Origin of the sequence: Microbulbifer donghaiensis, from assembly GCF_900129095.1 — a bacterium.
Lineage (GTDB): Bacteria > Pseudomonadota > Gammaproteobacteria > Pseudomonadales > Cellvibrionaceae > Microbulbifer > Microbulbifer donghaiensis.
Genome location: NZ_FQVA01000006.1, coordinates 124,895 through 147,829, shown reverse-complemented (window position 1 = coordinate 147,829; position 22,935 = coordinate 124,895). Strand labels below are relative to the sequence as shown.

21 protein-coding genes are annotated in these 22,935 nt (G+C 56.3%); 16 read left to right on the top strand and 5 right to left on the bottom strand.

From position 1 onward, the window contains the following. Positions 1-244: 244 nt before the first annotated feature. Positions 245-778 carry a hypothetical protein gene (locus BUC36_RS18875; RefSeq protein ID WP_143187021.1) on the top strand — a complete coding sequence of 178 codons (534 nt, stop codon included), beginning with the start codon at positions 245-247 and terminating at the stop codon, positions 776-778. After that, positions 775-936, top strand: coding sequence for a hypothetical protein (locus BUC36_RS19000; RefSeq protein WP_159436034.1), 162 nt, complete (start codon positions 775-777; stop codon positions 934-936). Before BUC36_RS18875 ends, BUC36_RS19000 begins: the two co-directional genes overlap by 4 nt. Before the next feature lie 450 nt (positions 937-1,386). Here BUC36_RS19000 and BUC36_RS16380 read toward each other — a convergent pair whose 3' ends face one another. Both BUC36_RS16380 and BUC36_RS16375 read right to left on the bottom strand, forming a co-directional pair. Next, positions 1,387-2,316: a LysR family transcriptional regulator gene (locus tag BUC36_RS16380; RefSeq protein WP_200797305.1), complete on the bottom strand. Its 930-nt coding sequence runs from the start codon at positions 2,314-2,316 to the stop codon at positions 1,387-1,389. A 139-nt stretch (positions 2,317-2,455) separates the two neighbouring features. Beyond that, the gene (locus tag BUC36_RS16375; protein WP_073277176.1) at positions 2,456-3,538 is read right to left on the bottom strand and encodes a linear amide C-N hydrolase; all 1,083 of its coding nucleotides are present in this window, start codon (positions 3,536-3,538) and stop codon (positions 2,456-2,458) included. Positions 3,539-4,123: 585 nt separating this feature from the next. Between BUC36_RS16375 and BUC36_RS18870 the strand changes: the two genes are divergently transcribed. The 7 genes from BUC36_RS18870 (at position 4,124) to BUC36_RS16345 (ending at position 9,206) form a co-directional block, all read left to right on the top strand. Further along, complete coding sequence (locus BUC36_RS18870; protein ID WP_143187020.1) at positions 4,124-4,453, top strand: GNAT family N-acetyltransferase; 330 nt, start codon at positions 4,124-4,126, stop codon at positions 4,451-4,453. A 183-nt stretch (positions 4,454-4,636) separates the two neighbouring features. Continuing rightward, on the top strand, positions 4,637-5,425 hold the full coding sequence (locus BUC36_RS16370) for an alpha/beta fold hydrolase (RefSeq protein WP_073277174.1): 789 nt from the start codon (positions 4,637-4,639) through the stop codon (positions 5,423-5,425). 363 nt (positions 5,426-5,788) lie between these two features. Then, on the top strand, positions 5,789-6,121 hold the full coding sequence (locus BUC36_RS16365; RefSeq protein WP_073277172.1) for a hypothetical protein: 333 nt from the start codon (positions 5,789-5,791) through the stop codon (positions 6,119-6,121). A gap of 378 nt (positions 6,122-6,499) precedes the next feature. After that, positions 6,500-6,904 carry a nuclear transport factor 2 family protein gene (locus BUC36_RS16360; RefSeq protein ID WP_159436033.1) on the top strand — a complete coding sequence of 135 codons (405 nt, stop codon included), beginning with the start codon at positions 6,500-6,502 and terminating at the stop codon, positions 6,902-6,904. A gap of 235 nt (positions 6,905-7,139) precedes the next feature. Then, positions 7,140-7,568: a hypothetical protein gene (locus BUC36_RS16355; protein WP_073277168.1), complete on the top strand. Its 429-nt coding sequence runs from the start codon at positions 7,140-7,142 to the stop codon at positions 7,566-7,568. Further along, positions 7,558-8,490 carry an aldo/keto reductase gene (locus tag BUC36_RS16350; protein WP_073277166.1) on the top strand — a complete coding sequence of 311 codons (933 nt, stop codon included), beginning with the start codon at positions 7,558-7,560 and terminating at the stop codon, positions 8,488-8,490. Before BUC36_RS16355 ends, BUC36_RS16350 begins: the two co-directional genes overlap by 11 nt. Beyond that, positions 8,487-9,206 carry a DUF6064 family protein gene (locus tag BUC36_RS16345; protein WP_073277164.1) on the top strand — a complete coding sequence of 240 codons (720 nt, stop codon included), beginning with the start codon at positions 8,487-8,489 and terminating at the stop codon, positions 9,204-9,206. Before BUC36_RS16350 ends, BUC36_RS16345 begins: the two co-directional genes overlap by 4 nt. A 122-nt stretch (positions 9,207-9,328) precedes the next feature. Here the strand turns inward: BUC36_RS16345 and BUC36_RS16340 are convergent, their stop codons facing one another. Further along, positions 9,329-10,396, bottom strand: a complete 1,068-nt coding sequence (locus BUC36_RS16340; RefSeq protein ID WP_073277162.1) for a linear amide C-N hydrolase — start codon at positions 10,394-10,396, stop codon at positions 9,329-9,331. 98 nt (positions 10,397-10,494) lie between these two features. Then, positions 10,495-11,394 carry a LysR family transcriptional regulator gene (locus BUC36_RS16335; RefSeq protein ID WP_073277160.1) on the bottom strand — a complete coding sequence of 300 codons (900 nt, stop codon included), beginning with the start codon at positions 11,392-11,394 and terminating at the stop codon, positions 10,495-10,497. A 252-nt stretch (positions 11,395-11,646) separates the two neighbouring features. Here BUC36_RS16335 and BUC36_RS16330 point away from each other — a divergent pair, with 252 nt between their 5' ends. The 4 genes from BUC36_RS16330 to BUC36_RS16315 all read left to right on the top strand — a co-directional run bounded on the left by BUC36_RS16330 (position 11,647) and on the right by BUC36_RS16315 (position 14,854). After that, positions 11,647-12,108 carry a PaaI family thioesterase gene (locus BUC36_RS16330; RefSeq protein ID WP_073277158.1) on the top strand — a complete coding sequence of 154 codons (462 nt, stop codon included), beginning with the start codon at positions 11,647-11,649 and terminating at the stop codon, positions 12,106-12,108. 17 nt (positions 12,109-12,125) lie between these two features. Beyond that, entirely contained in the window at positions 12,126-12,680 is a 555-nt protein-coding gene (locus BUC36_RS16325) for an ester cyclase (RefSeq protein WP_073277156.1), read from the top strand. Positions 12,681-12,830: 150 nt separating this feature from the next. Beyond that, on the top strand, positions 12,831-13,202 hold the full coding sequence (locus BUC36_RS16320) for a YidH family protein (protein ID WP_073277154.1): 372 nt from the start codon (positions 12,831-12,833) through the stop codon (positions 13,200-13,202). A 206-nt stretch (positions 13,203-13,408) separates the two neighbouring features. Then, on the top strand, positions 13,409-14,854 hold the full coding sequence (locus BUC36_RS16315; RefSeq protein WP_073277152.1) for a catalase: 1,446 nt from the start codon (positions 13,409-13,411) through the stop codon (positions 14,852-14,854). A 76-nt stretch (positions 14,855-14,930) separates the two neighbouring features. On the opposite strand, the gene BUC36_RS16310 is transcribed toward BUC36_RS16315, so the two are convergent. Next, positions 14,931-16,850: a sulfatase-like hydrolase/transferase gene (locus tag BUC36_RS16310; protein ID WP_159436032.1), complete on the bottom strand. Its 1,920-nt coding sequence runs from the start codon at positions 16,848-16,850 to the stop codon at positions 14,931-14,933. 790 nt (positions 16,851-17,640) lie between these two features. Between BUC36_RS16310 and BUC36_RS16305 the strand changes: the two genes are divergently transcribed. From BUC36_RS16305 to BUC36_RS16295, 3 genes are all read left to right on the top strand, one after another. After that, positions 17,641-19,536 carry a pyruvate kinase gene (locus BUC36_RS16305; protein WP_200797304.1) on the top strand — a complete coding sequence of 632 codons (1,896 nt, stop codon included), beginning with the start codon at positions 17,641-17,643 and terminating at the stop codon, positions 19,534-19,536. 249 nt (positions 19,537-19,785) lie between these two features. Further along, the gene (locus BUC36_RS16300; RefSeq protein WP_234995037.1) at positions 19,786-21,501 is read left to right on the top strand and encodes an amidohydrolase; all 1,716 of its coding nucleotides are present in this window, start codon (positions 19,786-19,788) and stop codon (positions 21,499-21,501) included. A 274-nt stretch (positions 21,502-21,775) separates the two neighbouring features. Beyond that, entirely contained in the window at positions 21,776-22,897 is a 1,122-nt protein-coding gene (locus tag BUC36_RS16295) for a serine hydrolase domain-containing protein (protein ID WP_200797303.1), read from the top strand. Positions 22,898-22,935 lie beyond the last annotated feature (38 nt).

Below are 22,935 nucleotides of genomic sequence, written 5' to 3'. Positions count from 1 at the left end.
GTTATACCTGCGCCTACCAGGCATCGAGCTGCCACACCGGTAACTTGTGGAGGCAAGTTACGGGCCTCACCTTATCGAATATTTGGGGAATTAGGCCATACAAAGCAATGCAGCCGACGTCTTACTCTGTGCACTTTTTGCACGGTCGCTACGCTCCTATTTTCGTGCAAAAAGCACACAAAGCAAGCCGCGTCTGATTGCGGCGTTAACTTATACGGAAGTAAAATCGACAAAAGGAGTTAAAATGCAAGTTTCGCATATAGAAACAATCAATAAATATGAGAAGCTGGGCTCTCAAGCGAGAGACATGGCATCCAGAAATTTACCAAGGCACCTCCTTGGGAAAATAACGTTAGACGCAATAGATCACAAAGCTCTTGCTGCTTTCAAATCAATAGATTTGGCTCAAGAACGCTCTGTTAGCTGGAATTGGTATTTCTATAGTCGGTACAAAATTTTCTATCCTAAGGCTTTTGACCTTTCTGTATGGCACGGAAGTACTTTGTGCTCGCTAACTCTTGGCCGGCCAACCTACAGAGGCACAGCTATGCGTTTGGATTTCATTGAGCGATTCAACAAGCACGTCTTGTTTGCCAACGATATGTTTCCCGTTTCATTGCTGGCGTATGAAGCGTATGCGCGCCTAATCGGCGCAACTCAAATTAGAGTAATGGATCCGCTCAATGATAAACTGGTTAAATACTACTCATCTCACGGCGGGTTTTCGGTTCGTCCTGGAAAGCAAGGCGTACCGCATTATTTGGTGAAAGATCTATGAAAAATAGTGATGAATTGAAGAAAATTGAAGAAGAGTTAAAGAAATCTTCTGAAGATCTCTTTAAGCCTCGTCCTAAAGACATCGAAGATGAGTTGAGTAAAAAGGATACATTTGGTTCTCCAGATAATCTGGTGGACCGGAGCGACGAGGAAGAATAAGTTAACAAGGCGCTGCATACCGACAGCTTACTTTGCGCACCTTTTGCGCGGTCGCTGCGCGCCCATTTTCGCGCAAAAGGCGCACAAGGTAAGCTGCCCCTGCTGGCGGCATTAAGGATCTAAGAATGTACAAACGGATTTTTCTTCTAGTTCTCATTTTTTTGGTTGTATCCCTACTTTCTGTTACTGCATGGCCGGCATTGCTATTCTTCCTTGTTTCCGGAATCTTGATATGTGTCTACGGTAAAATCGCCAAAAAACCAGCTAGCAGTATTCTGGTCCAGTCTGGATTGGTTATCGGGTTCACTCCGGTTCTAGTACTTATTCTTGTGTCGTTTGCCATGGGCGGGCAGTTTGGTGGGAATTGAAACCCCAACATCCGGCGGTAATCGCCGCTTCGAGACTGAACCTCGCTATGCTCGCCTCATCTGTAACGCGCTCTAACAGACGCTAGCTGTCCCCACAAAGGTGATCCACAAACCACTGGCCGGCTTTGCCCAGGCCGTCAATCCAGCACAGTTCGATTGGCCAGTTGAGCTTGCCGTCGTCCATTTCCAGATGCAGGGCTTTGAGCTGCCCCTGCTCTATCAGGGGCTCCGCCAATTGGCGGGGGTAGAAGCCGAAGCCCAGCCCCGCCAGTAACATCACCCGCAGATGATAAAAGGCACTGTAGTAAATCAGCTTACTGCTGCAGCGAATTCCCTCGCTGAGTTCTGGGGTGATGCTCAATCCCGGCAGGGGGAACAGTTGCGGGTACTCGTGTAGATCCTGCAGGGCGATATCGCCACGAATCTTCGCCAGGGGGTGGTCGGCGGCGACTACAACACTCCACAGAATACGATCCACGATCCGCTCATGGCCGCTGTGGTCGCTGCGGAGGCGTCCCAACGACAGGGTGATATCGGCGGGCTGTACGCCGGGCTGACTGGCAAGGCGCACTTTGTCACAGCTCAGGGCCGCGCTTTCGCTATCGAGTAGCACCAGCTCGACGGTGGGAAAACGCTGCTGCATGGCCACCAGGGCTTGCTGGAAACGCGGGAACAGCGTCATGCCATGCAGGGCAATGCGCAGCTGCGGCTCGACCCCTTCACGCACGGCACGGACATGACTCTCTATACCCTCTAGGCGGGGAATAATATCCAGGGCTTGGAAATAAATCTGCCGTCCCAGCAGGGTCAGCGTGGGCTTCTTGCCGCTGTGGCGTTCAAACAGCTGGGCTTCCAGGTCGTGTTCAAAGGCCTGGATCGCCTGCTGCACCGCTGCAGCACTGAGGCCCAGCTTGCGCCCGGCAGCGGAGAAGGAGCCGGTTTCGGCGATGGTCCAAAGGTACAGTAAGCGTTCGGTGGTGATGATCATGGCCCGTGGACTTTTGCGTAGCACACTCCCGCCAGTTTAGCGGATGGCGCGAAAATACTTGCCCGCGGGAATCATCCAGTGAATACAAGGAAGGGAAAAGTTAGAAACCTCTGCAAGCGAAAGAGCCCATGAAATTCATGGGCTCTCTGTTCGGGCGGAGTAATCAGTTCCGGGCCTGGTAGAAGGCGTCGCAGGCTTGCCAGTTGGCCTCTGCATTGCGGTTGCGGGTTTCTTCCACCAGGTCGGAACACATGGGCGCCTTGAAGTTTTTCACATCGTCCAGGCTCAGGTTCACATCCCGGTAAATCTCGTGGTTGCGGAAGCGGAAGCTAGCCTGGTCGAAGTTATACACATAGCTCACCCAGGTGGCATAGGTGTCGCCGTTGTCCGGATCGATCAGGTCCTGGGGAACCAATACCGCGCGGTCAAAGATGCCCAGTACCTTGCCTTCCACCTGCTCGTAGCTCAGCTTGGAGTCTTTCAGATCCACCTTATTGGACATAAACAGCAGTCTGGCGTTGCGCTCACGGGAAGAGATATGGGCGCTCATTTCCGTCAGGGTCCTGTTGTCGCTCAAGTCCAGCTCGGCCACGTATTTGCGGTGCTCCTGCAGCAGGGGCGCGTTGGTAAAGGAGCGCAGGTCGTCATCGTTGTAGAACAGCACGGTCTTGCCACTGGCCTGCAGCTGGATCACGAGCTTGTTGCCCTGCTTGTCCTGCACGGAGAAGTGCACACCGTGTTGCCCACCCGCCAGGCCGGCGGCCCAGGCAATCTGGAATTCATTGTTGTCCAGTGCCTGCTTCACTTCACCAGCGGTGGCGAAGTTACTGGCGATATAGGTACCCAGGTCACCCAGCGCCACGGCGGGGGCACCGGAGTCTTGGTGTTGGGCCAGTAGTTCCAGCGAGTCCATCTGATACTGGCCGTTGACGCTCAGGCCCTTGTCGGCGTTGATAGCAGTGACGGTGGCACCGTGGAAGGACTCGTACTCTTTAATATTCAGAGTCTGGTATTTGGCAGTCCACAGCGCCGGATTGGCGTAGCCTTTCACTTCGCCGGTGCTCAGCTGCGTGCCGCGAATGGTCACTTCGGCCACACCGCCCAGGGGTGTGAACCAGTCCACGCTACGGGTCACGGTGACACCCTGGGCGGTATCCGCCGTCCAGGTGGTACAGGCGCTGGCGGTATGGACCGCGGCAACGGTGGTCAGGGCGGACAGAGACAGTGCTAACAGTGACTTTTTCATCGTGAAACCTCATTCGGCAGGTATTAGCGATGAGGCCATTATGCGGAACCAAAGATTTGAGGATTTTAGTTACCTTAAAGCAGTGCTTTGAGGTTGCTCGGCAAGGAGCTCCAAGCATTGATTCCTTTAAAGAGAACTCTTGAGTTATGTGTATCGACCCGAACTCCAAATCTAAACATTCACACCTGTACATTTAGACCCTACCGTTATCTTCAACGCTTCCCGATGGGCATCTTCTTTCCGACCGTTATTCGGCTGGTAGCCTTCGCCGCTGCCTCCAGCGTGATGCCCCTGCGCATAACAAAGTCCGTACCGGTGCGTGTCAAGCGCCAAACGCAGCCAGCCATCGCCCTGCGTGACCTGGCACATGCCACTCCCTATTACGCGATCCAATAGACCCTGCTGGCAGCGGAGAAGATGGGTAAGAAGAACGCCTTGTAGCGCCGTATCCACGAGATCGAAGGCCTGGACAACTTGATGGTCAAGCCGGTGTAACAGCGGCCAGAAGTCACGACCGAAGGCTTCGGTTCCAAACGTACCTCAAACGTTCTAAATCGCAATGAAAGAGCGACCCTTAGAACGTGGATGGATGCCAAACTTGAAGTCGATTCCACTCCTGGGTGTCGCGTTAGAGGTGTTTTACTCGACAATAAACTGGTCGGGTGGTGCGGGATTCAGTTTGATAATGGCAAGTATGAAGTTGCTATCGTAATTGATCAGAAATCATGGGGTGTAGGTAGAGCCATCTTCAACGACCTTATAGCCTGGGCTAAAGAGTTTAAGCATGAAGAGGTTTATATCAATTTCTTGCACACTCGGCCGCGATATCGTTTTTTAAGTAAAAAGGCCAAGTCAGTAACTCAAACAGAGATGCTAGGTAATACGTTTACTAGCTACCAATTTTCCGTAGAATAGCGCCTAAAAATTCCATACTGTACGCCCAGCAAGCGGGATGATCAGCTTTTCCGCTGCTTGGCAGCTCCAAATATGCCGCAAATTGTGGTCTTATATTTCCAAGTTACCGAATGAAAAGTAGTCACTCACTACGAGCAATTGAGGGCCTACTTTCCACGGGCAGGATCAGCATAGAAATAGAGTATGAGCAGTACGAAAGTAGTAGAAATTGATATCAAAGTTCCAGGCGGAACCATATACGCGAAAAAATGGACTCCCGCATCCGGTTCAGATAAATCTCCGCTGATCTTACTTCACGACTCATTGGGTAGTGTCGATTTGTGGAGAGACTTTCCGTCAAAGTTGTCTGAACACCTCGACCGAGTCGTTGTAGCTTATGATCGCCTGGGATTCGGCAAATCGGATGCGCGAGAATCAGCACCTTCACTGGAATTTATCGAAGAGGAAGCGACTAGGTACTTTCCGATAATAAAGGAACAATTGTCTGTTCAGGGCTACGTCCTCTTTGGCCATAGTGTTGGAGGTGGTATGGCAATCAATATCGCCTCTCGAGATCCTGACTGCCAGGCTGTTGTCACCGTTTCGGCGCAGGCGTTTGTTGAAGGCCTAACAGTTCAAGGCATTCAAGAAGCAAAGCAGATGTTTGCACAGCCGGGCCAACTCGAGCGGCTGGAAAAGTGGCATGGTAAAAAGGCAGCGTGGGTTCTGCATGCCTGGACCGATGTGTGGCTGTCACCCCAGTTCAAGAACTGGAGCCTGATGCCCGCTATCAAGCGGGTGCATTGTCCGCTTCTAGCCATTCATGGGGATCACGATGAATACGGTTCCTCCGCATTTCCTCAGTTCATCGCAAGAAACTCCGGTGGGCAGGCTGATATGTTACTGTTGGAGAATTGTGGTCACATGCCTCACAAAGAAAGGACGCAGGAAGTGATTCAGGCGACAGTTGAACTCTTGAGCAACATCGCCTAACCAGACGCCACTGTCGCACTAATTAGTCGCCAAACCGACTGTTTTTCGCAGGACGCAACATTAATTACGGATAGGGATATATGGGAGTTAAATTTTGAAATCATTGAAGAGAGCGACTATCACACTGCTATTTCTGCTAGCTGCAATTGCGTGTTATACGTTTGGGTTGCCCGCTGGCGGCATTATTTTCCTTGTATTCGGAATTATTTTTGAGGGCATATTCTGGGTGCGGCTTTTTCGCCGCCGCGGTTGCAGGGGCTAGGATTTCCCCCGGTTTTCTGGCGTCTACGAGATCAGTAATCACAGGACGCTAGCTTCGCCCCTGCGGATCTCTATACGGCGTCAAGCAAAAGGAGTTCAAGGATGATCTTAGTGATAGTCGGGTCCCTAATTTTTCTGCTTGGCGCCTTGCAAATCAGATTTCCAACTTTGGCGGAGGCATTAAAAGAGACGGATTTGGAAACCTGGAAACGGCTGGGTGCGCCTTCAGGTTACTCCTTTGTAGATTTAGGCGGCACAATTTCTCTTTATTCGTGGATTCTCTCCAAGCGCTTTAGGTCTTCTTCAAGCAGGATGGTGATAGACGAGGGAGAAAAAGCATTGTCAAGAGCGCTCCTGGCCAAATACGAAATGTTAGCCGGTCTAAGTATCATGATTTTAGGCTTCGTCGTAGTGCTTGTGCAGGTTATTGCTTGACAAGGTCTGCCGGCAGCGGTGCACGCCAGGTAGCAATTGGGTTTCGCGGATCTCCAGGTCGTGAACTTGAAGCTTGTCGGCGCCGATCCCTGCGACGCTCCCTACGCCATCCACCAGTTCTTCATCTGGCTTCCATCCCCCATGACGCCAGACGCCGATCACCGATCTCCACTACATCAGCACCTCGGCGCTGCTTCTGGTTTCGCGCCCTGCGCGCGTCTCGGTCGCGGCCGCATTGCTCGGCCGCGGCACTGACTTGGAACGGCTGCGTTTGGGAGCGTAGAATCACGGGCACAGATTCTCCAGTGTGCCTGGGTCGACAGAGTGCAGGCATAGAGTTCCAAATCATGCATACTGCCCAATAAAATGGTAGAACCCATGCCACAGGAAAGACCTAACTGCGCAGTCGCAAAGAAGTTATACGAAGCATTTCTCGCCGGCGATCTTCAATCGATCTACGGACTACTGGACCCCGAGATTGAGTGGGAAATCGTTGGGCCCAAAGAAGTCCCACACTTTGGTTTATTTCGCGGCCTGGAGGAAGTGAAACGCTTCTTCTCCATCATCGGCAGAATAAACCGTATCGAGTCTTTCGAGGTGCTCTCCTACACGGAGACGGAGCGCGGTGCCTATGTTGAGTGCCGGGAGCGCGGCCATTTCGACGGCCACCCAAAGCACTTCGACATGCGCTCATGTCAGATTATGGATATCGTGAATGGACGTATCGTCCGATTCCGCATCTATCAGGACACGGCACAGATGGTTGACGCCTGGCGTTCCTGACCTCGGCAGTGGTTTGCCTAGCTGGAGGCTGACTGGACTGACAGAAGCCCGAATTTTGTCCCCTGCCATTCTGCCGCTGTTGCTACTCCATCGTCGTCGCCATAGTCCCCTGATAGAGACTGAAAATGCTGTAGTCGATCAGTTGGACTCTTGCTGAATCATTCACTCCCGTATCGCTAGAAAAATGCCGACCTTATCGATACCTTAGCCAGAACAACAATATCAGGAGCCCGCCATGGCCCCCGCGCGACCTAGTTTTCAGCCCGCGGCTGGCTGGACCGCCTTCCTCGCACACTTCCTTTTCATCCTCGCGGCGTGGACGGTGTTTATTAAGTACCTGTTACCTGTCGGCTTTGCGCTGGCCTATGGGGAGCCATGGTCGCGCCATATTTACTGGGATGCGTGGCCAATCATCCATGTCTGGGTCGGCTGGGCGCTACTGGCACGCCCCTGGTATACGTACAGACTGGCCATCGCGGTATCCCTGCTCGAGATAGTCATTATCTGCAGCCTGTTTGCGAGGTTCCTAGCTGATCCGGACTGGTCGACCTGGCGCACCAACTGGTTTGTCAACAAAGTGTTCGTATTGAGCTGTTTTATACTGGTGCTAGTCACGGCGCTGGCGCGCCCCGGGTCACTCAAGGCCGATACTAATGCCAAGTAATCTCACCCGCCGGCAAAGCCTGAAATTGATATCGGCCGGCCTTACTGCCGCCCTACTCCCTGCAGGTTTGCTGTGGGCCCAGTCCAGCGAACGGCTCTCCAAACCTATTCCCAGTACCGGCAAGACGCTGCCGGTGATTGGGCTAGGCACCTGGCGCACTTTCAATGTCGGCAGTGACCCCCAATTGCTGAAAGCGCGCACCGAGGTAGTTGAGGCCTTCTTCGCCGATGGTGGTGGCCTGATCGACTCCTCGCCGATGTACGGCTCCGCGCCCGATGTCATCGGCTACGCTCTCAAGCGCCTCGGTATACCCGCCTCGCTGTTTTCCGCCGAGAAGGTGTGGAGCCCGGCGGGCGGTTCTGTCCGCGAACAGGTCGCGCGGCTGGCGGAACGCTGGGGCGTGCAGCACTTCGATCTGATGCAGGTCCACAACCTGACCGACTGGCGCGAGTACCTGCCGGCGCTGCGGGAAATGAAGGCCGCCGGCACCATCGACTACGTTGGCGTCACTACCTCGCACGGGCGCCGCCATGCCGAGCTCGAAAAGATCATGGCGTCCGAGGATATCGACTTTGCGCAGATGACCTACAACATCAGCCACCGCGACGTCGAGAAGCGGCTGCTGCCGCTGGCGAGAGAGAGAGGCATCGCCGTGATCGCCAACCGTCCCTACGATGGCGGCAGCTTAATCAAGGGGCTGAAGCGCCGGGAGCAGGTACCGGAATGGGCAACGCAGGAATTTGACTGCCGCACCTGGGCCGACTTCCTGCTGAAGTTTATCGTCAGCCACCCGGCGGTGAACTGTGCCATCCCCGCTACTACACGGGTCGATCACCTCAACGAGAATATGCGCGCCGGCCGCGCCCCCCTGCCCTCCGCCGACACGCGGCAGCGGATGATTAAATATATCGAGTCGCTATGAGTGACTGGTCCAGCTACGAACTGCAGGACTTTATCCCGTTCACCGCGGACGTCTACTTCCGTCTGCTGGACCGCACTAATGAGACCTTTTGGCCGTTGCACCTGCTCACCCTGGCAATGGGCTGTACGGCGCTGCTGTGCGCACTTAGCGGGCGAGCGCGCATCGCATTGCTGCTCATCGCTCCGCTGTGGGTGTTCGTTGGTGTCGCCTACTTCCTGCAGCGTTACGCCGAACTGAACTGGGCCGGGCACTATGCTGGCTGGGCCTTTATTGTCCAGGCCGGCGCATTGGTCCTTATCGCCCTCACCCGCTACGGTATTGAGCGGCCGCCACGATTGTTGAATATCCCATCACTCGCGGGCACGCTGATTGCGGCCCTGGGCCTGTTCGGCTATCCGTGGATTGCGCCGCTGTCAGGCTACTCCCCGTACCAGGCAGAAACCTTCGGCATAAACCCCGCCCCCACGGCCATCACCACGTTCGGCCTGATCCTGATTGTGCTCAGGGGCACGGCGATGTGGCTCGCCGCCATTGTCCCCTTTCTCTGGTTAATCCTCGCAGGCTTGACCCTGACCGCACTGGGCGCACCCTGGGCGAACGCGCTGCTTGTCACGCTCGTGGCAACCCTGCTCGCAATGGCCCGGAAAAATGCTTTAGAGCCGGAGGCGCATGACAAGAGGCGGCCAGGCGATGACGGCGATCATCCGCACCCCTGACTAAATGTAACGAAATCGGGCGGGCTTGCGTGCCAGGAACAACCAAAGCCCAATCGCATCCTGCAGTTGGGCTTCAGCACATGCCGGGCTGACGCCCGGCACTCGAGGGGTTGAGATTGCGTTTACTGGGCCCGGTCGGTGACATCCACGAAGCGGATACCGCCATAGATGTTAAATCCTGTCACCGGCTTACCTTTGCTGTAATCGACCTGGTTCAGATCTACCTTGTGCAGTGTCAGGCTGTCTACCGTGCGGTAGTAGTAGTCCATGTTCGCCATGTCGATCACGGTGATAAACGACGTTTCCTGTTTACCACCAGACATACCCCGGCTGGGGAACTCAGCCGCACCGCGGACATAGTCTGTCGTGTTCAGGGCGTGAACGACCTGGTTGATCGCCTCCTCTTTGGTTTTTGGCGTCGGCGTCAAGTCTCGCAGTATGGCGGTGCGCACAGTTCTTTCCAGCGCGGTATAGCCACCCGGAAGACCTTCCAGCATGCCACCATCGACTTCACTGGAAGCATCCAGATGCGGTTTCTGTTTGAGAAACTGCTGGTATGCCTGCTTGTGGTCCGCAATTTTTGGCGAGTTGGTCATCACCCCAAGATCGGAATTGTCAGTGACTGTCATCTCGCCATCTATGTACTCCACAACTAACACCTTGCCGGATTTGTCCACCAGCTGGAAGTGCGCCGGCAGCTCGATGCCCAGGTGGTTGTCGTCCGACTGGTACACGTTGATTTTTGCAAGCCCGCTTACCGCCTCATCCACGCTGGCAAAGTTACTCAGCAGCCAGTTGACAATGGATCCCGAGGCCAAGCCGGGCTTTGATGTATCCTGAGCCGGATACTTGCCGTCGGCAAACCAGAGCATGGCAACATAGAGGCCCTTCTCATTTATTCCATCCGATACCAGGCCGTCGTGGCTCATGCCGGAGAAGCCATATTTGCTGTTCCATGTCAGCGGTGTGTCCGAACCATAGGTGGTAAATTCAGAGCCGCGCGGAAAAGTGGCAAAATCGGTGGGGAATGAAGCCAATGTCTGCACGTCGTAGCCAAATTCGACCGTGCGACCGATAACCGGCATGCTGTCGTTTGATTTACCAACATAAACCAAACAGGCATTCGCACTTGATACTGTTGCAAAAGTGGTGGCTGCTGCCAGGCCAATCGCGAGTAATGTCTTTTTCATCACTAACTCCAGATGTCGTGTTGCTGTGATGGCGACATTGAAACCCGGAAGCGGAACGACGACGAGTTGGCACCCTTTAATTCAACTTAACGGTTGGCTCAGAGCACCGCCCTGCCGCCGCAAAAGCGCTCGGCCTGCTCCTGTAGGCACTCCACCAAAAAGTCCCCTGCCGGGCCGATAGACTCGGACCAGGCGAGATCGACCGGCCAGCCGGACTTGTTCACCGCCACATCCGTCTGCAGGTTGACCAGCCTGCCCTCTTCAGTCAGTGGCTGGCTCATAACGGACGGGAAAATCCCGTATCCCAGGCCATCGAGAAGCCCGGACTGATAGTGGTAGAAGCGTTCACACTGAATGACCGAGCTGGAATACAGCATCGACAGCAGTAGCTTCTGGTCGAAGAATTCACTCGGCAACGGCATCAACTGGGCGTACTGGCCGAGATCGGCGCGGCTCAGCTGGCCTTTCTTCCTCGCCAATGGATGGTGCGGCGCCGCCACCAGTTGCCACATCAAACTGAACAGCGTTACCGAGCGCATACCGCGGTGCTGTTCCACCGGCATCAATGACAAGCGAATATCCGCTTTCGCCAGGCTGGCCGGGTTTTCAATATCCAGCAGGTTGATGGTCACCGACGGGTACTGTTGCTGGAGCATGCGCAGCGCGTCATTGATAAACGCAAAGTAACTGAATCCGTGCAGCGCCAGATTGAGTTCATCTTCCACGCCAGCCTGCAGAGCTGCGGCCTTTTTCTCCAGCGTCTCCAGTTGCGGAATCAATTCCATCGCCTGCAGGTAAAAGCTCTTGCCGGAGCTGGTCAGGCGCACCGCCTTGCCCGGCTGGCGTTCAAACAGCGCGATGCCGAGATCCGCCTCAAACGCCTCCATCACCTGGGTTACGCCAGAGGCACTCTTCCCAAGTTGCCGGGCCGCGGCGGAAATCGAGCCTAGCTCGACAATCAATTTTAGATATCGCAATCGCTCAAAACTGATTAGCATTCAGCCCTCTCTGGCGAGATACGCCATCCCTATACTTTGTTCATTTAAACGAATCTGCCGAATCCCTGCGTTCAAATACGTTGTATCTCGAGCGAAAAGGGAAAGAATCTCCCCTATGCTTGAAGGCCGTCCCTATAATTCGGGGCATGCCCAGACGCCAGCAGCTCAACCGGAAATATAGTAATTGCAGGTATCACTGTGCTTCTGCCATGGCGCGGGGAATCTCGACAACATGGAGGTCAGAGCCGTCGCATGATTTTTGTGCCACGCGATCCCGCGTTTGAGCAACGCACACGGGAGAGTTTTTTAAGCCAGGGGTTTATGCATACACTGGGCGCCGAGATGTCACAGCTCGCGCCCGGACATTGTGAACTGAAGGTTGGATTCACCGACGCACTGTCCCAGCAACACGGTTTCTTTCATGGCGGTGTCATTGCAAGTTTGGCGGATGTCAGTGGTGGATACGCTGCCTTCTCGCTTCTGCCGGCCGACCGCACCAATGTCACTGTCGAGTTCAAGCTCAATCTGTTGTCGCCGGGTCGAGGCGTGCACCTCATTGCAAGCGCCACTGTGCTCAAGTGCGGCCGTACACTGACCGTATGCCGAAGCGATGTCTTTGCCGTATCGAAAGACGGCTCGCAGACACTCTGCGCAACCGCACTCGCTACCTACATGGCCGTCGATTTGCGCTACCAAGCATCCGAAATTAAGTAAGCCGAGCCGCGTACACTATGAACAATCCACTTACTTCCAAGCAGCAGGCGATGGTCGACATGTGGGAGCGGCATATAGCTGCCGAGTTCGAAATGAAGAGTATCGATGCGACCATGGATACCATGGTGGAGCACCCTTTCGTCAATCACGTGCCGGTGATGACGGGTGGTGCCGGTGCCGAGGGTGTCCGTGATTTTTACCGCACACATTTCCTCACAGGCCACCCTCCCGACACCAAGATAACCCCGATTGCCCGCACTGTGGGCGAGGACCGCCTCGTCGACGAGCTGATCCACAAGTTTACCCACTCAATCGAGATGCCCTGGATACTGCCCGGCGTGGCGCCGACGGGCAGACACGTGGAAGTGGCGGTCGTTGTCGTGGTGCAATTCGAGGATGGCAAGATTGCCGGCGAGCGCATTTACTGGGATCAGGCGTCGGTGCTGGCACAAATCGGCTTGCTCGATGCCGACAAGCTGCCGATCGCTGGAATTGAGGCCTCGCACAAAGTCGTCGACCACAGCAGCCACCCGTCCAATACGTTGATTCACCGGGCACATAGAAAGCAATAAAGGGTAGCGCGGTTTCTTCGCCTGCGGATGCACCAATCCATCACAGGCAATCTGTGACGCGCCACCTTCCTGGTCAGCGCTAGCACTAGGGACCAGAATCCGATGGATTGTAGGACGTAATATTTTCCAGAACTGCACCGCCCACTCGATATGCCCGACTCGCCCGATCCAAACGTCCTGTTTTCCGCCGAGCGCACCCTGCTCGCCTGGAACCGCACCAGCAGCTCGCTGATGGCGTTCGGATTTGTCGTGGAGCGCTTCGGCGTCTTTCTGAAAATAGAAGGTCATGCCGACTTTCAGGAACTGCAGCGAAATATCTCCTTTACGATTGGTATTTCCTTTGTCTTTCTGGCGTCTTTCATCGCGCTCTTTTCGGTCTGGCAGTACAGGCGCATTCTCAATACCCTGTGCCCCGCCGGTGTTCCGGCTGGATATAACCTCTATTTTGGCATGATCACCAACGGCATTGTCGGGCTACTCGGCGCCGCCCTGATCATCTACCTGTTGCGCGGTATCCTGTAAAGCCGCCCCTGCTCCGCACAACTTTCCTGTAGTGAACGGCTTGTCAGCAAGGCCTCAGATATCGGACGCCCGCCATTCGACTTTCCCACTGCGACCATGCGCCTAATGCCCTCCGGGAAAGGTGATACTGCGCTATCGTTTTCTCTGTCTGGCGCCTGCAAGCTGCGGGCAGAGTGAACGACAGCCATGATGGAGGAAACAGTACCGTGGCCAAGGACGACAAAAACCGCACAACGAACGATGCCGGTATCCCGGTAGCCAGTGATGAATACTCCCTGACGGTCGGCGCCGATGGCCCTATCCTGCTGCAGGATCACTACCTGATCGAGCAGATGGCCAATTTCAACCGGGAACATATCCCCGAGCGCCAGCCTCACGCCAAGGGTTCCGGTGCCTTTGGTTACTTCGAGGTCACCAAGGACATGAGCGCCTACACCAAGGCGGCGGTGTTCCAGCCCGGTGCCAAGACCGATACGCTTATCCGCTTCTCTACCGTCGCCGGCGAAAAAGGCAGCCCAGATACCTGGCGCGACCCGCGCGGCTTTGCCCTGAAGTTCTACACCAGCGAAGGCAACTACGACATGGTGGGGAACAATACGCCGGTATTCTTCCTCCGCGATCCGATGAAGTTCCAGCACTTTATCCGCTCACAGAAACGGCGCGCGGATTCTGGCCTGCGCGATCACGACATGCAGTGGGATTTCTGGACCCTGTCGCCGGAGTCCGCGCACCAGGTCACCTGGCTGATGGGCGACCGCGGTATTCCGAAGACCTACCGGCATATGAATGGCTACTCCAGCCACACCTATATGTGGGTCAATGCCAAGGGCGAGCGCTTCTGGATCAAGTACCACTTCAAGACAGACCAGGGTATCGAGAACCTGACCCAGGCGGAGGCTGACCGCCTGGCCGGCGAGGATGCCGATGCCCACCGCCGCGACCTGTTCAATGCCATTGCCAGCGGCGACTATCCGAGCTGGACCCTGCACGTGCAGATAATGCCGTTTGACGAAGCACAGAATTACCGCTTCAACCCGTTCGACCTGACAAAAGTCTGGCCACACGGCGATTACCCGCTGCAAGAGGTCGGCCGCCTGACCCTGAACCGCAATCCGACGGACTTCCACACCGAAATCGAGCAGGCGGCATTCGAGCCGAACAGTGTGGTACCCGGCATCGGTTTCAGTCCGGACAAGATGCTGCTGGCCCGCGTCTTCTCCTATGCGGACGCACACCGCGCGCGCATGGGTGTGAATTACAAGCAGATCCCGGTAAACAAACCCAAGTGTCCGGTGCACAGTTACAGCAAGGACGGCGCGCTGCGGGTCGATAATGTCTCCGATCCGGTCTACGCCCCCAATACGAAAGGCGGTCCCGCGGCCAATCACACCTACACGGAGAAATGGGAAGCGAGCGGCGAATTTATGCACGCGGCCTATACGCCGCACAAAGAAGATGATGACTTCGTGCAGGCGGGGACGCTGGTGCGCGAGGTCATGAATGACAGCGAGCGGGAGCGCCTGGTCTCCAATGTGGTCGGACACCTGAAGGCAGGTGTATCGGACGAAATCCTGAAGCGCGCTTTTGAATACTGGCGCAACGTCGATAAGGACATCGGCGAGCGGATCGAGAAGGGTGTCACAGGCGGCTGATCAGGCGATCGCAGAAGGGGGCCCCGCGGCCCCCGAAAAGGGCGGGAGCTGAGGGCAATCGCCCTCCTCCTATTTACTAATCATGGCCGCGCTGTACCGCCAGGTCGAGTGATTGCTCATTTTCGCTGGCCTGCCGCAGGCTGGCGTTGTACTGCGACAGAATGCGAGGCTGATAGACCTTGTACTTCAGGGTCGCAATCTTCTGCTGCTCGTATCCGTCACACGCCAACGGAGTCGATTCGAGCGGGTCCTGCGCGAGTTCGAACACGCGGCATTCCCCGGTTTTGTAAATCAGTTGCAGCTTGGTGCCGTCCCGGTCTATTGAGCTCACGGTATTCTCATTGCCGTAAAGGAAGACGTACTTACGTTGCCCTTCCGCAAATGCCGACTCACCCTGTATCAGATCGCGATCAAATTCCACGCCCATGCCATCGAGCAGGGTCGGCAGTACGTCTGAATGTACTGTGGGACGCTCGATATGTGTCGGCGCGAACAGGCGCGGCTGATGAATCAAGGCGAAGGTTTCAAAGTTCTCGCTGTAGCTAGCTCGCGAGTGGCCCCAATTACCCTCGTGCTGGCCAAAGGCCTCGCCGTGATCACCGGCAATAATAACGATGGTGCGGTCCGACCTGCCGCGGGCCTCCAGTGCTGCGTAGAAGCGCTTCAGCTGCACATCCAGCAGGCGCAGGTTATTGTAGTAACGGTCGATATCGCGGTCGATAGAGTCAATAATGCGGAATTTCGGTCCGTAGTCTGTGTAGGCGAGGTGGGCGGCGCCGCTATAGTAGATGCCAAAGAATGGACCGGTCTCGTTGCTGACCCGGTCGATAAACGCATCCATTGCATCGCGCTCGTCGCGCAGCCAATCGCTTGCCGGGTGTTTCAAATAGCCATCCGGAATGGAGTAATAGTCCTGAATCTCGATGCCGGCGTGGACAAACAGGCCGCGGGGAAAGTAATGGGCGGTGCGACTCGGTGTGACCAAAAAGGCATTCTGCCTGTCAATGATTTGTCCCAGTGTGGGCACCTTTATATCACTGCGCGTCGCAAACAGGTACGGAACCGGCACTGGCCCCAAGCCGGTGACCAGGGAGAAGATCGAGCGGGGGCTGCTGTTGCTCGGCGAATAGTGATTGCCAAAAAATAGTCCCTCGCGGGACAGCGCCTGCAGGAACGGCATGGGTATGTCGTTCGGCTGTCCCTCACCTCTGAGGGCGGTATCAAAGATATAGCGGCGCCCGACACTCTCCAGAATAAACATCACCACATCGAAGTCACTTGCCGCAGGAATTCCGCCGCCCGGTCTCACAGCAACTTCTGCGCCAGCGACTGCGGGAGGGATCGGCGTTCCCACAAATGCAGGATCGATCCAGCTCACGGATGACATCTGCGCTGCCGAAGGCTCACGCTCCTCGTCGGCAAACATGTTGTGGGAAAACAGGACGCCCTTGATTACGTCTTTGGAGACATGGACGACCGGATTGATTCTCAGGAAGTCTTCCTCGCCGAAATAACGCTCAAATGCGCCCATCGCTGCCACCGCCGCCAAAAGGCTGAGCGTCACACCATTGCGCACTCTCTGCCACCCGGAATGATTCAGTATCAGGCCCACCAAATAAAGTGCCGCCGGCAACAACATCAGCATCATATAGAGTGGAGAAAGCTCGGCCTTGAACTCCGAAAAGCCGAATCCACTCAGCCACGCCTCCTGTAATGCGTCGTATCCCAGGGGAACGTGCATTACAAAGGCCACTCGGTAGAAGGCGCCATGGAAAACGCCAATCAACAGCATCATTGCCAGGATAAGCAAGTGGCGCCACCAGCTCGGCTTCCAGCCCAGCTTTCTCAACAACCATGCCAGTACGAAGCCAGCCACTGCCAGGACCAGGGTCGAGGGCACGACAAATTCCAGGTCGCGGTAGGCATTCAGCATCAGGTCGAGCCAGCGGTGCTGGTTTGCATCGAAGCCAAACGGCGCGGCGTCAACCGTAAACATGTGTGTGTAAAACCAACCGCGGGCCATTAGCGCGTAGACCAGCACTGCCCAGGCCCAGCAAATCCAGATAGCGCGGCTATCTATGACATATCCACAGGCGGCACTTACCTTCGCGGACAATCCCGTCATTGGTTGAACAGGGGCTTCGCTGCCGGTCCACGTTTCGCCAGCATCTAGCGCCTTCACACTTCGCATCTTAAACATTATGGATTCTGTTTGATTTACAGCGAAAACAACAAATCTACGCCCCAGTATCCGTGCCCGTATATCGGTGCGCAGTTATCAATGCGAGTATAAGTTCTCTATAAATCCTACCGAGGTGTTGCGCGTCTTTATGACGGCTTGATGACCTCGCCGGGAAGATTTCGTGAACCGATAGTTTCACGGCTCGTAGAGATCATCGGCGATGGAATTCAGGGCGTAAACAATTCAGCCCTGTTCGCTCAATATTCTTTGGCGCCCCAGCCCAATAGCCCTCCGCCGATTGCATATGCTGACGAGTAAAAACCCTTCGGTGTCCAGCAATCCAGATACACAGCAACAGGAGTCCGGCGCGGAAACTTCTGCCGTATGAGAGCCATAGCCGGCGGTCGATCTTCTAGCAATCGGTCTCCCCGACACCTCCTGACTCAAGCGGCCGGTTCAACCCTCTTCTATTCTGCTAGTGGCGCAGGTTCGTCAGGCGCGTGCTAACGAGCAACGAATTTTCGGCTCAGCACCGGAAGTGCCAAGCTGAATCCCGCCGGTTTTTGGCTGCGAGCTTTTGATCACGAAGACCAGGTACCACCGCGTGCAGCAGAAAGATTCCGATATCGAGGACGCTCTCCGGGAACTGACGGCACTTCGGGCGGACATGGTGGCCGACGCAGAGGTGCTGCACCGGCGGTTGGCCGCCATCCACCCCAATTACCGCGACAGCGCCCGCAACCTGCTCCACTACCTCGCCCTGCGCCGCCACGACCTGCGCCCCCTGCAACTGCGCCTGGCCGCTCTGGGGCTGTCTTCGCTCGGGCGCGCCGAGTCACATGTGCTGGCTACGGTGGACGCGGTACTGGAAGTTCTGCACCAACTCGCAAATCGCCGCTGGCAGAACCCGCCTGCGGAAGAAAGGTGTGTCGATTTCAGAACCGGCCAGCGGCTGCTGAGCGAACACACCGACGCCCTACTCGGCCCACCGACACCCGGCCGCGATGTGCGGATCATGGTCACCATGCCAACCGAGGCGGGCAGCGATTACAGCCTGGTGCACGACCTGCTCAGGCAGGGCATGGATTGTATGCGTATCAACTGCGCCCACGACGACGCTGAGACGTGGCGGCAGATGATCGAGCACCTCAGGCGCGCCGAACGAGCGGTGGGCAGAAGCTGCCGGGTGGTGATGGACCTGGCCGGCCCGAAGCTGCGTACAGGACCACTGGCGCCCGGCCCAGCCGTAGTAAAAGTACGCCCCCAACGCGACCCCTACGGGCGGGTCATTACGCCCGCGCGCGTTTGGCTGACCGCAGACGGTGCCGCCCACCCCGCTCCGTCGCCAGCGGATGTAAAACTGGCGGTACCGCCGGTATGGCTGGAGCAACTGCAGACCGGCGACCGTGTGCAACTGACCGACGCGCGGAACTCCCGGCGGATTTTCGCTATCGCTGATGTCACCGAGGGCGGTTGCTGGGTCGAGGCGACCAAGACCACCTACCTGATCCCCGGAACGGAATTGCACCATGAGCACGCCGGGAATGCGCACATCGGCGATCTGCCACCGCGCGAGAGCGCCATCCGACTCCGACCGGGAGATTCACTGATACTGACGCGGGACACAAAACCCGGCCGCCCCGCGATTACCGACAGCGCGGGAAAGGTCCTTACCCCGGCTTCTATCGGTTGCACAATTCCTGCGGTATTTGACGACGTGCGAGCGGGCGACAGTATCTGGTTCGACGACGGCAAGATCGGCGGCGTTCTGGAGAACATAGAACCGCAACAGGTATTCGTGCGCATCACTCACGCCCGCCCACGGGGAGAAAACCTGCGCGCCGACAAGGGTATCAACCTGCCCGACAGCCCCCTGCGCTTGTCAGCACTGACGGCCAAAGACCTGGCCGATCTCTCCTTTATCGCCCGGCACGCCGATGTGGTACAGCTCTCATTCGCCAACAGCGCCGAGGACGTGGCGCTGCTGCAGCAGCACCAGGCAAGCCTGGGCGGCAGACAGCCCGCGATCACCCTGAAGATCGAGACCCGGCGCGGCTTTGAAAATCTGCCGGATATGTTGCTGACCGCAATGCGCGCGCCATGCTGCGGGGTAATGATCGCGCGGGGCGATCTGGCGGTCGAATGCGGCTTCGAACGCCTGGCCGAGGTGCAGGAGGAAATTCTGTGGATCTGTGAGGCCGCCCATGTACCGGTTATCTGGGCCACGCAGGTACTGGAAACGCTGGCAAAAGTTGGCATGCCGTCGCGGGCCGAGATCACCGATGCAGCGATGGGACACCGCGCCGAATGCGTGATGCTAAATAAAGGACCACACATGCTCACTGCGGTACGCGTGCTCGACGATATCCTGCGACGGATGCAGGCTCACCAGGCCAAGAAGCAGGCCATGCTGCGGGAATTGCGTCTAGCCCATACGTTGCCACCCGAAGCCAGCGTCAATACGAACCGCAGCAACCGCAAGGATCTTCCCGAGGCCTAGTCCCCCTAGTTTCCCTAGTCCCCCTAGTCCCCCTAGTTTCCCTAGTTTCCCTAGTTTCCGCCTGAAACCGTGCCCGCAGCCCGCTCCTGAATGACACGTCATTTTCGCCCATTTTTAAGCGTCTAGACTTTTGAGAGATTTTGCGTGAAGGGAATCAACCAGATGACTCATCGACACCTGCAACCCAATCCGCCGATTGCTGCAGCGCCCTATTTAAAGTACTTATTCGCTTTCGCAATATGTTTGGCGGTGCTGTGTGTCTCACCGGCACTATTGGCCGCCCAGGCGGCGGACTATGTTTTCAGTGGCGGCAAGGTCTACACCCTCGATAAAAAACAGCCCTGGGCAGAGGCGGTGGCCGTTAAGGACAACAAGATCGTCTATGTGGGCGATGCCAAAGGAGCCAAGCCCTTTATCGGTGACAAAACCAAGGTGATCGACACCACCGGCGACGTGGTCATGCCCGGTTTCATCAGCACGCACGACCACCTGATCGGCTCGGGCTGGACTGGCAAGGGGGTTCAGCTGTTCGACGGCAAGAGCAAGGCGGACTATATCGCCAAGGTCAAGAAATATGCCGAAGAGAACCCGGATCTGGAGCGTATCGTCGGCATGGGCTGGAGCACCGGCACCTATGGCGGCCGCCCTACCGCGAAAGACCTCGACAAGGCGGTGCCGGATCGGCCGGCACTCATCCTGGATTTCACCGCGCACGATGCCTGGCTGAATACCAAGGCGATGGAAATAGCCGGCGTTACCAAGGATTCACCCGACGACCAGCCGGGGGTGATCTACTGGGTGCGGGACGAGAATGGCACACCGACCGGTACTGGCGTAGAGGGCCAGTGGATGGAGGCCTATGTCGCCATCGGCGCCTGGGATGCCGACAAAATCCTCAATGAGACCATCGACACTCTGCACCCCCTCGCCGCGAAGAATGGCACCACCACCTACCTGAACCCCGGCATTGTCACGCCCAACATCAAGGACACCAACGGCAAGATGCAGGATGACATGAAGACGGCGATGGCCCTGCTGAAAAAGCGCGAGCAGGCGGGGACACTGAAAATGCGCACCTTCGTACTGCCGCTCGTCAAGAATCCCAAGGCGGATACCGGGCAGTTGATGGACTTCATGGCCGGAATGCAAAAGCAATACAACGGCGACAAACTGTTCGTACGGCAGGTGAAAATTCATCCCGAAGCCAACTGGAATGTCGAACTCAGCCCGATGCTCGAGCCCTACGAATCCGGTAAAAAGGGCACTTACGGTATTCCACCAGAGAAGATCAAGGAGATCATGGTGGCAGCCGCCAAGTCAGGCTTCGACTCTGTCATTCACACCGACAGCACCGGCACGTCCCATGCCGGCATCGATGCGATTCTGGCGGCGCGCAAGGTAGATCCCGACAATCGCAGCGCGCTGCACCACGCCACCTGGCTCACACCAGAGGATCAGAAGCGGGTCATCGATAACAAGATCCCGGTCAATTCGACCCCGAACTTCACCAATGACTGGAGCGATACTGACAAGGACGCGCTGCGCGTGATGGGCAAAAAGCGCACCATGGCCTATTTCGGACGCTACCCCGAGTTCGCACGCGCCGGTGTACCGGTCAGCCTGTCCGCCGATGTTCCCAGCACCCCGTCAACAATGCAGGCTCCGCTGTTCGTCATCGAGGGCGCCGTGACGATGAAAGATCCGTCCAATCCTGATGCCAAGCCCTTCCCGCCCAATGTCAAACCGATGACCGTGGAGCAGGCACTGCGGGCCATGACCGTCGACGCCGCCTGGCAACTGCGCATGGAGGACAAGATCGGCAGCCTGGAAGTGGGCAAATACGCCGACATCGTGGTACTCGACGGCAACCCCCTCGAAGTCGACCCGGACAAGATCGCGGACATCGGCGTAGAGATGACGATGATGGACGGAAAATTCACCTACAAGAAGGGCAGCAGCGATTAGCAAGCAGTGGACCTGCTCGTCAATCAATAGCTAGTAATGGAGAAGATACGCGATGGGTAATTTAGTTTTTTTCCGGAAAACCATTTATTTTAGCCTCTCGATACTAGCGGCCATCGCTGCTGTAAACCCTTTAGCCCACGCGGAAGACAAATACGCCACGGCAAAAGAACTGGGGCTGATGGAAGGTTTCCCACCACCGCCCGATAAACGGGTAACCAAAGCCAACGCGTTACAAACCCCGCCGTATAACCGCTGGGCCTACCAGCATATGCGGATGTTCTATCCTACCGCCAATGTGCCTGCCGCCGATGTGCCGGTACCACTCCGCAAGGATATCGACCCCAATTTCGCCAAGGAAGTAAAAATCAAGGAGCCGGGTAGCGGCAAGACGAAGAGCCTGGCCGAATTCCTGAAGGAGACCTGGACCGACGCCATTGTCGTGATCCACGGCGACAAGATCGTCTACGAGAAATTCCTCAACGGCATGACTCCGAATACGCCGCATCAGATGATGTCCGCAACCAAATCCTTTGGTGGCTTGCTGGGGTTGATGGCTGTTGCAAACGGTAAATTGAAGGAGTCCGATCCGGTTACGAAGTACGTCCCCGAGCTCAACGTGAAGGACGGGGCTTTCGCCAAGGCCACCTTCGGCCAGGTCCTCGACATGACCAACTCCATGGACTTTAGCGAGGTTTACGACGATCCCAAGTCGGGCATCATGACCTACGCAGCTGTACTGGGGTGGGTGCCGAAATTGGAGGGCGTCAAATACCCCGACAGCCTGTACGACTACCTCGTAACCCTCAAGACCGATAAAGAGCACAAGGACGGCGAAATCTTTCACTACCAGACGCCCAAGACCGACGTGGTCAACTGGGTCACCAACCGGGTGAACAACGCATCATTCCAAGAGGCGCTCTACGACGAGGTATGGTCGAAGATCGGCACCGAGGGCGAGACGTATGTACTGCTCGACAACAACGCAACGCTGGTTGCGGGGGGCGGTCTGAACGCCACGCCATACAACCTGGCCCGATTCGCGATGATGATGCTCAACAACGGCAATTTCAATGGCAAGCAGGTCGTACCAAAATCGGTTGTCGATACGATCGCCAAGGGCGGCAGCATCGAGGCATTCGATGCGGGCCCCGATTCCGATGATATTGTCCACAAGAAGGGCGAATGGAGCTACCGCGGCCAGTGGTGGGTCAAGCATACGCCGGGCATGGAAGCGTTCATGGCCATCGGGGTTCACGGGCAGTGGATCTACATCGACAGGAATCATGATATCGCCATCGTCAAGGTCAGCTCCATGCCGGTATCCAAGGACACCTATCTGGATGGCTACAACCTGGAAGGCTTTTACGGCATCGTGAAATACCTGGCGAACAAGTAGAGCTTATGAAAACTGCGCGGAAAAATCTTTTCGACATT

Coding starts and splice junctions, on each gene's coding strand:
- BUC36_RS18875 (WP_143187021.1), top strand. CDS start 245: ATGCAAGTTTCGCATATAGAAACAATCAATAAATATGAGAAGCTGGGC.
- BUC36_RS19000 (WP_159436034.1), top strand. CDS start 775: ATGAAAAATAGTGATGAATTGAAGAAAATTGAAGAAGAGTTAAAGAAA.
- BUC36_RS16375 (WP_073277176.1), bottom strand. CDS start 3,538: ATGAAAAAGTCACTGTTAGCACTGTCTCTGTCCGCCCTGACCACCGTT.
- BUC36_RS18870 (WP_143187020.1), top strand. CDS start 4,124: ATGGATGCCAAACTTGAAGTCGATTCCACTCCTGGGTGTCGCGTTAGA.
- BUC36_RS16370 (WP_073277174.1), top strand. CDS start 4,637: ATGAGCAGTACGAAAGTAGTAGAAATTGATATCAAAGTTCCAGGCGGA.
- BUC36_RS16365 (WP_073277172.1), top strand. CDS start 5,789: ATGATCTTAGTGATAGTCGGGTCCCTAATTTTTCTGCTTGGCGCCTTG.
- BUC36_RS16360 (WP_159436033.1), top strand. CDS start 6,500: ATGCCACAGGAAAGACCTAACTGCGCAGTCGCAAAGAAGTTATACGAA.
- BUC36_RS16355 (WP_073277168.1), top strand. CDS start 7,140: ATGGCCCCCGCGCGACCTAGTTTTCAGCCCGCGGCTGGCTGGACCGCC.
- BUC36_RS16350 (WP_073277166.1), top strand. CDS start 7,558: ATGCCAAGTAATCTCACCCGCCGGCAAAGCCTGAAATTGATATCGGCC.
- BUC36_RS16345 (WP_073277164.1), top strand. CDS start 8,487: ATGAGTGACTGGTCCAGCTACGAACTGCAGGACTTTATCCCGTTCACC.
- BUC36_RS16340 (WP_073277162.1), bottom strand. CDS start 10,396: ATGAAAAAGACATTACTCGCGATTGGCCTGGCAGCAGCCACCACTTTT.
- BUC36_RS16335 (WP_073277160.1), bottom strand. CDS start 11,394: ATGCTAATCAGTTTTGAGCGATTGCGATATCTAAAATTGATTGTCGAG.
- BUC36_RS16330 (WP_073277158.1), top strand. CDS start 11,647: ATGATTTTTGTGCCACGCGATCCCGCGTTTGAGCAACGCACACGGGAG.
- BUC36_RS16325 (WP_073277156.1), top strand. CDS start 12,126: ATGAACAATCCACTTACTTCCAAGCAGCAGGCGATGGTCGACATGTGG.
- BUC36_RS16320 (WP_073277154.1), top strand. CDS start 12,831: ATGCCCGACTCGCCCGATCCAAACGTCCTGTTTTCCGCCGAGCGCACC.
- BUC36_RS16310 (WP_159436032.1), bottom strand. CDS start 16,850: ATGTTTACGGTTGACGCCGCGCCGTTTGGCTTCGATGCAAACCAGCAC.
- BUC36_RS16295 (WP_200797303.1), top strand. CDS start 21,776: ATGTTCTATCCTACCGCCAATGTGCCTGCCGCCGATGTGCCGGTACCA.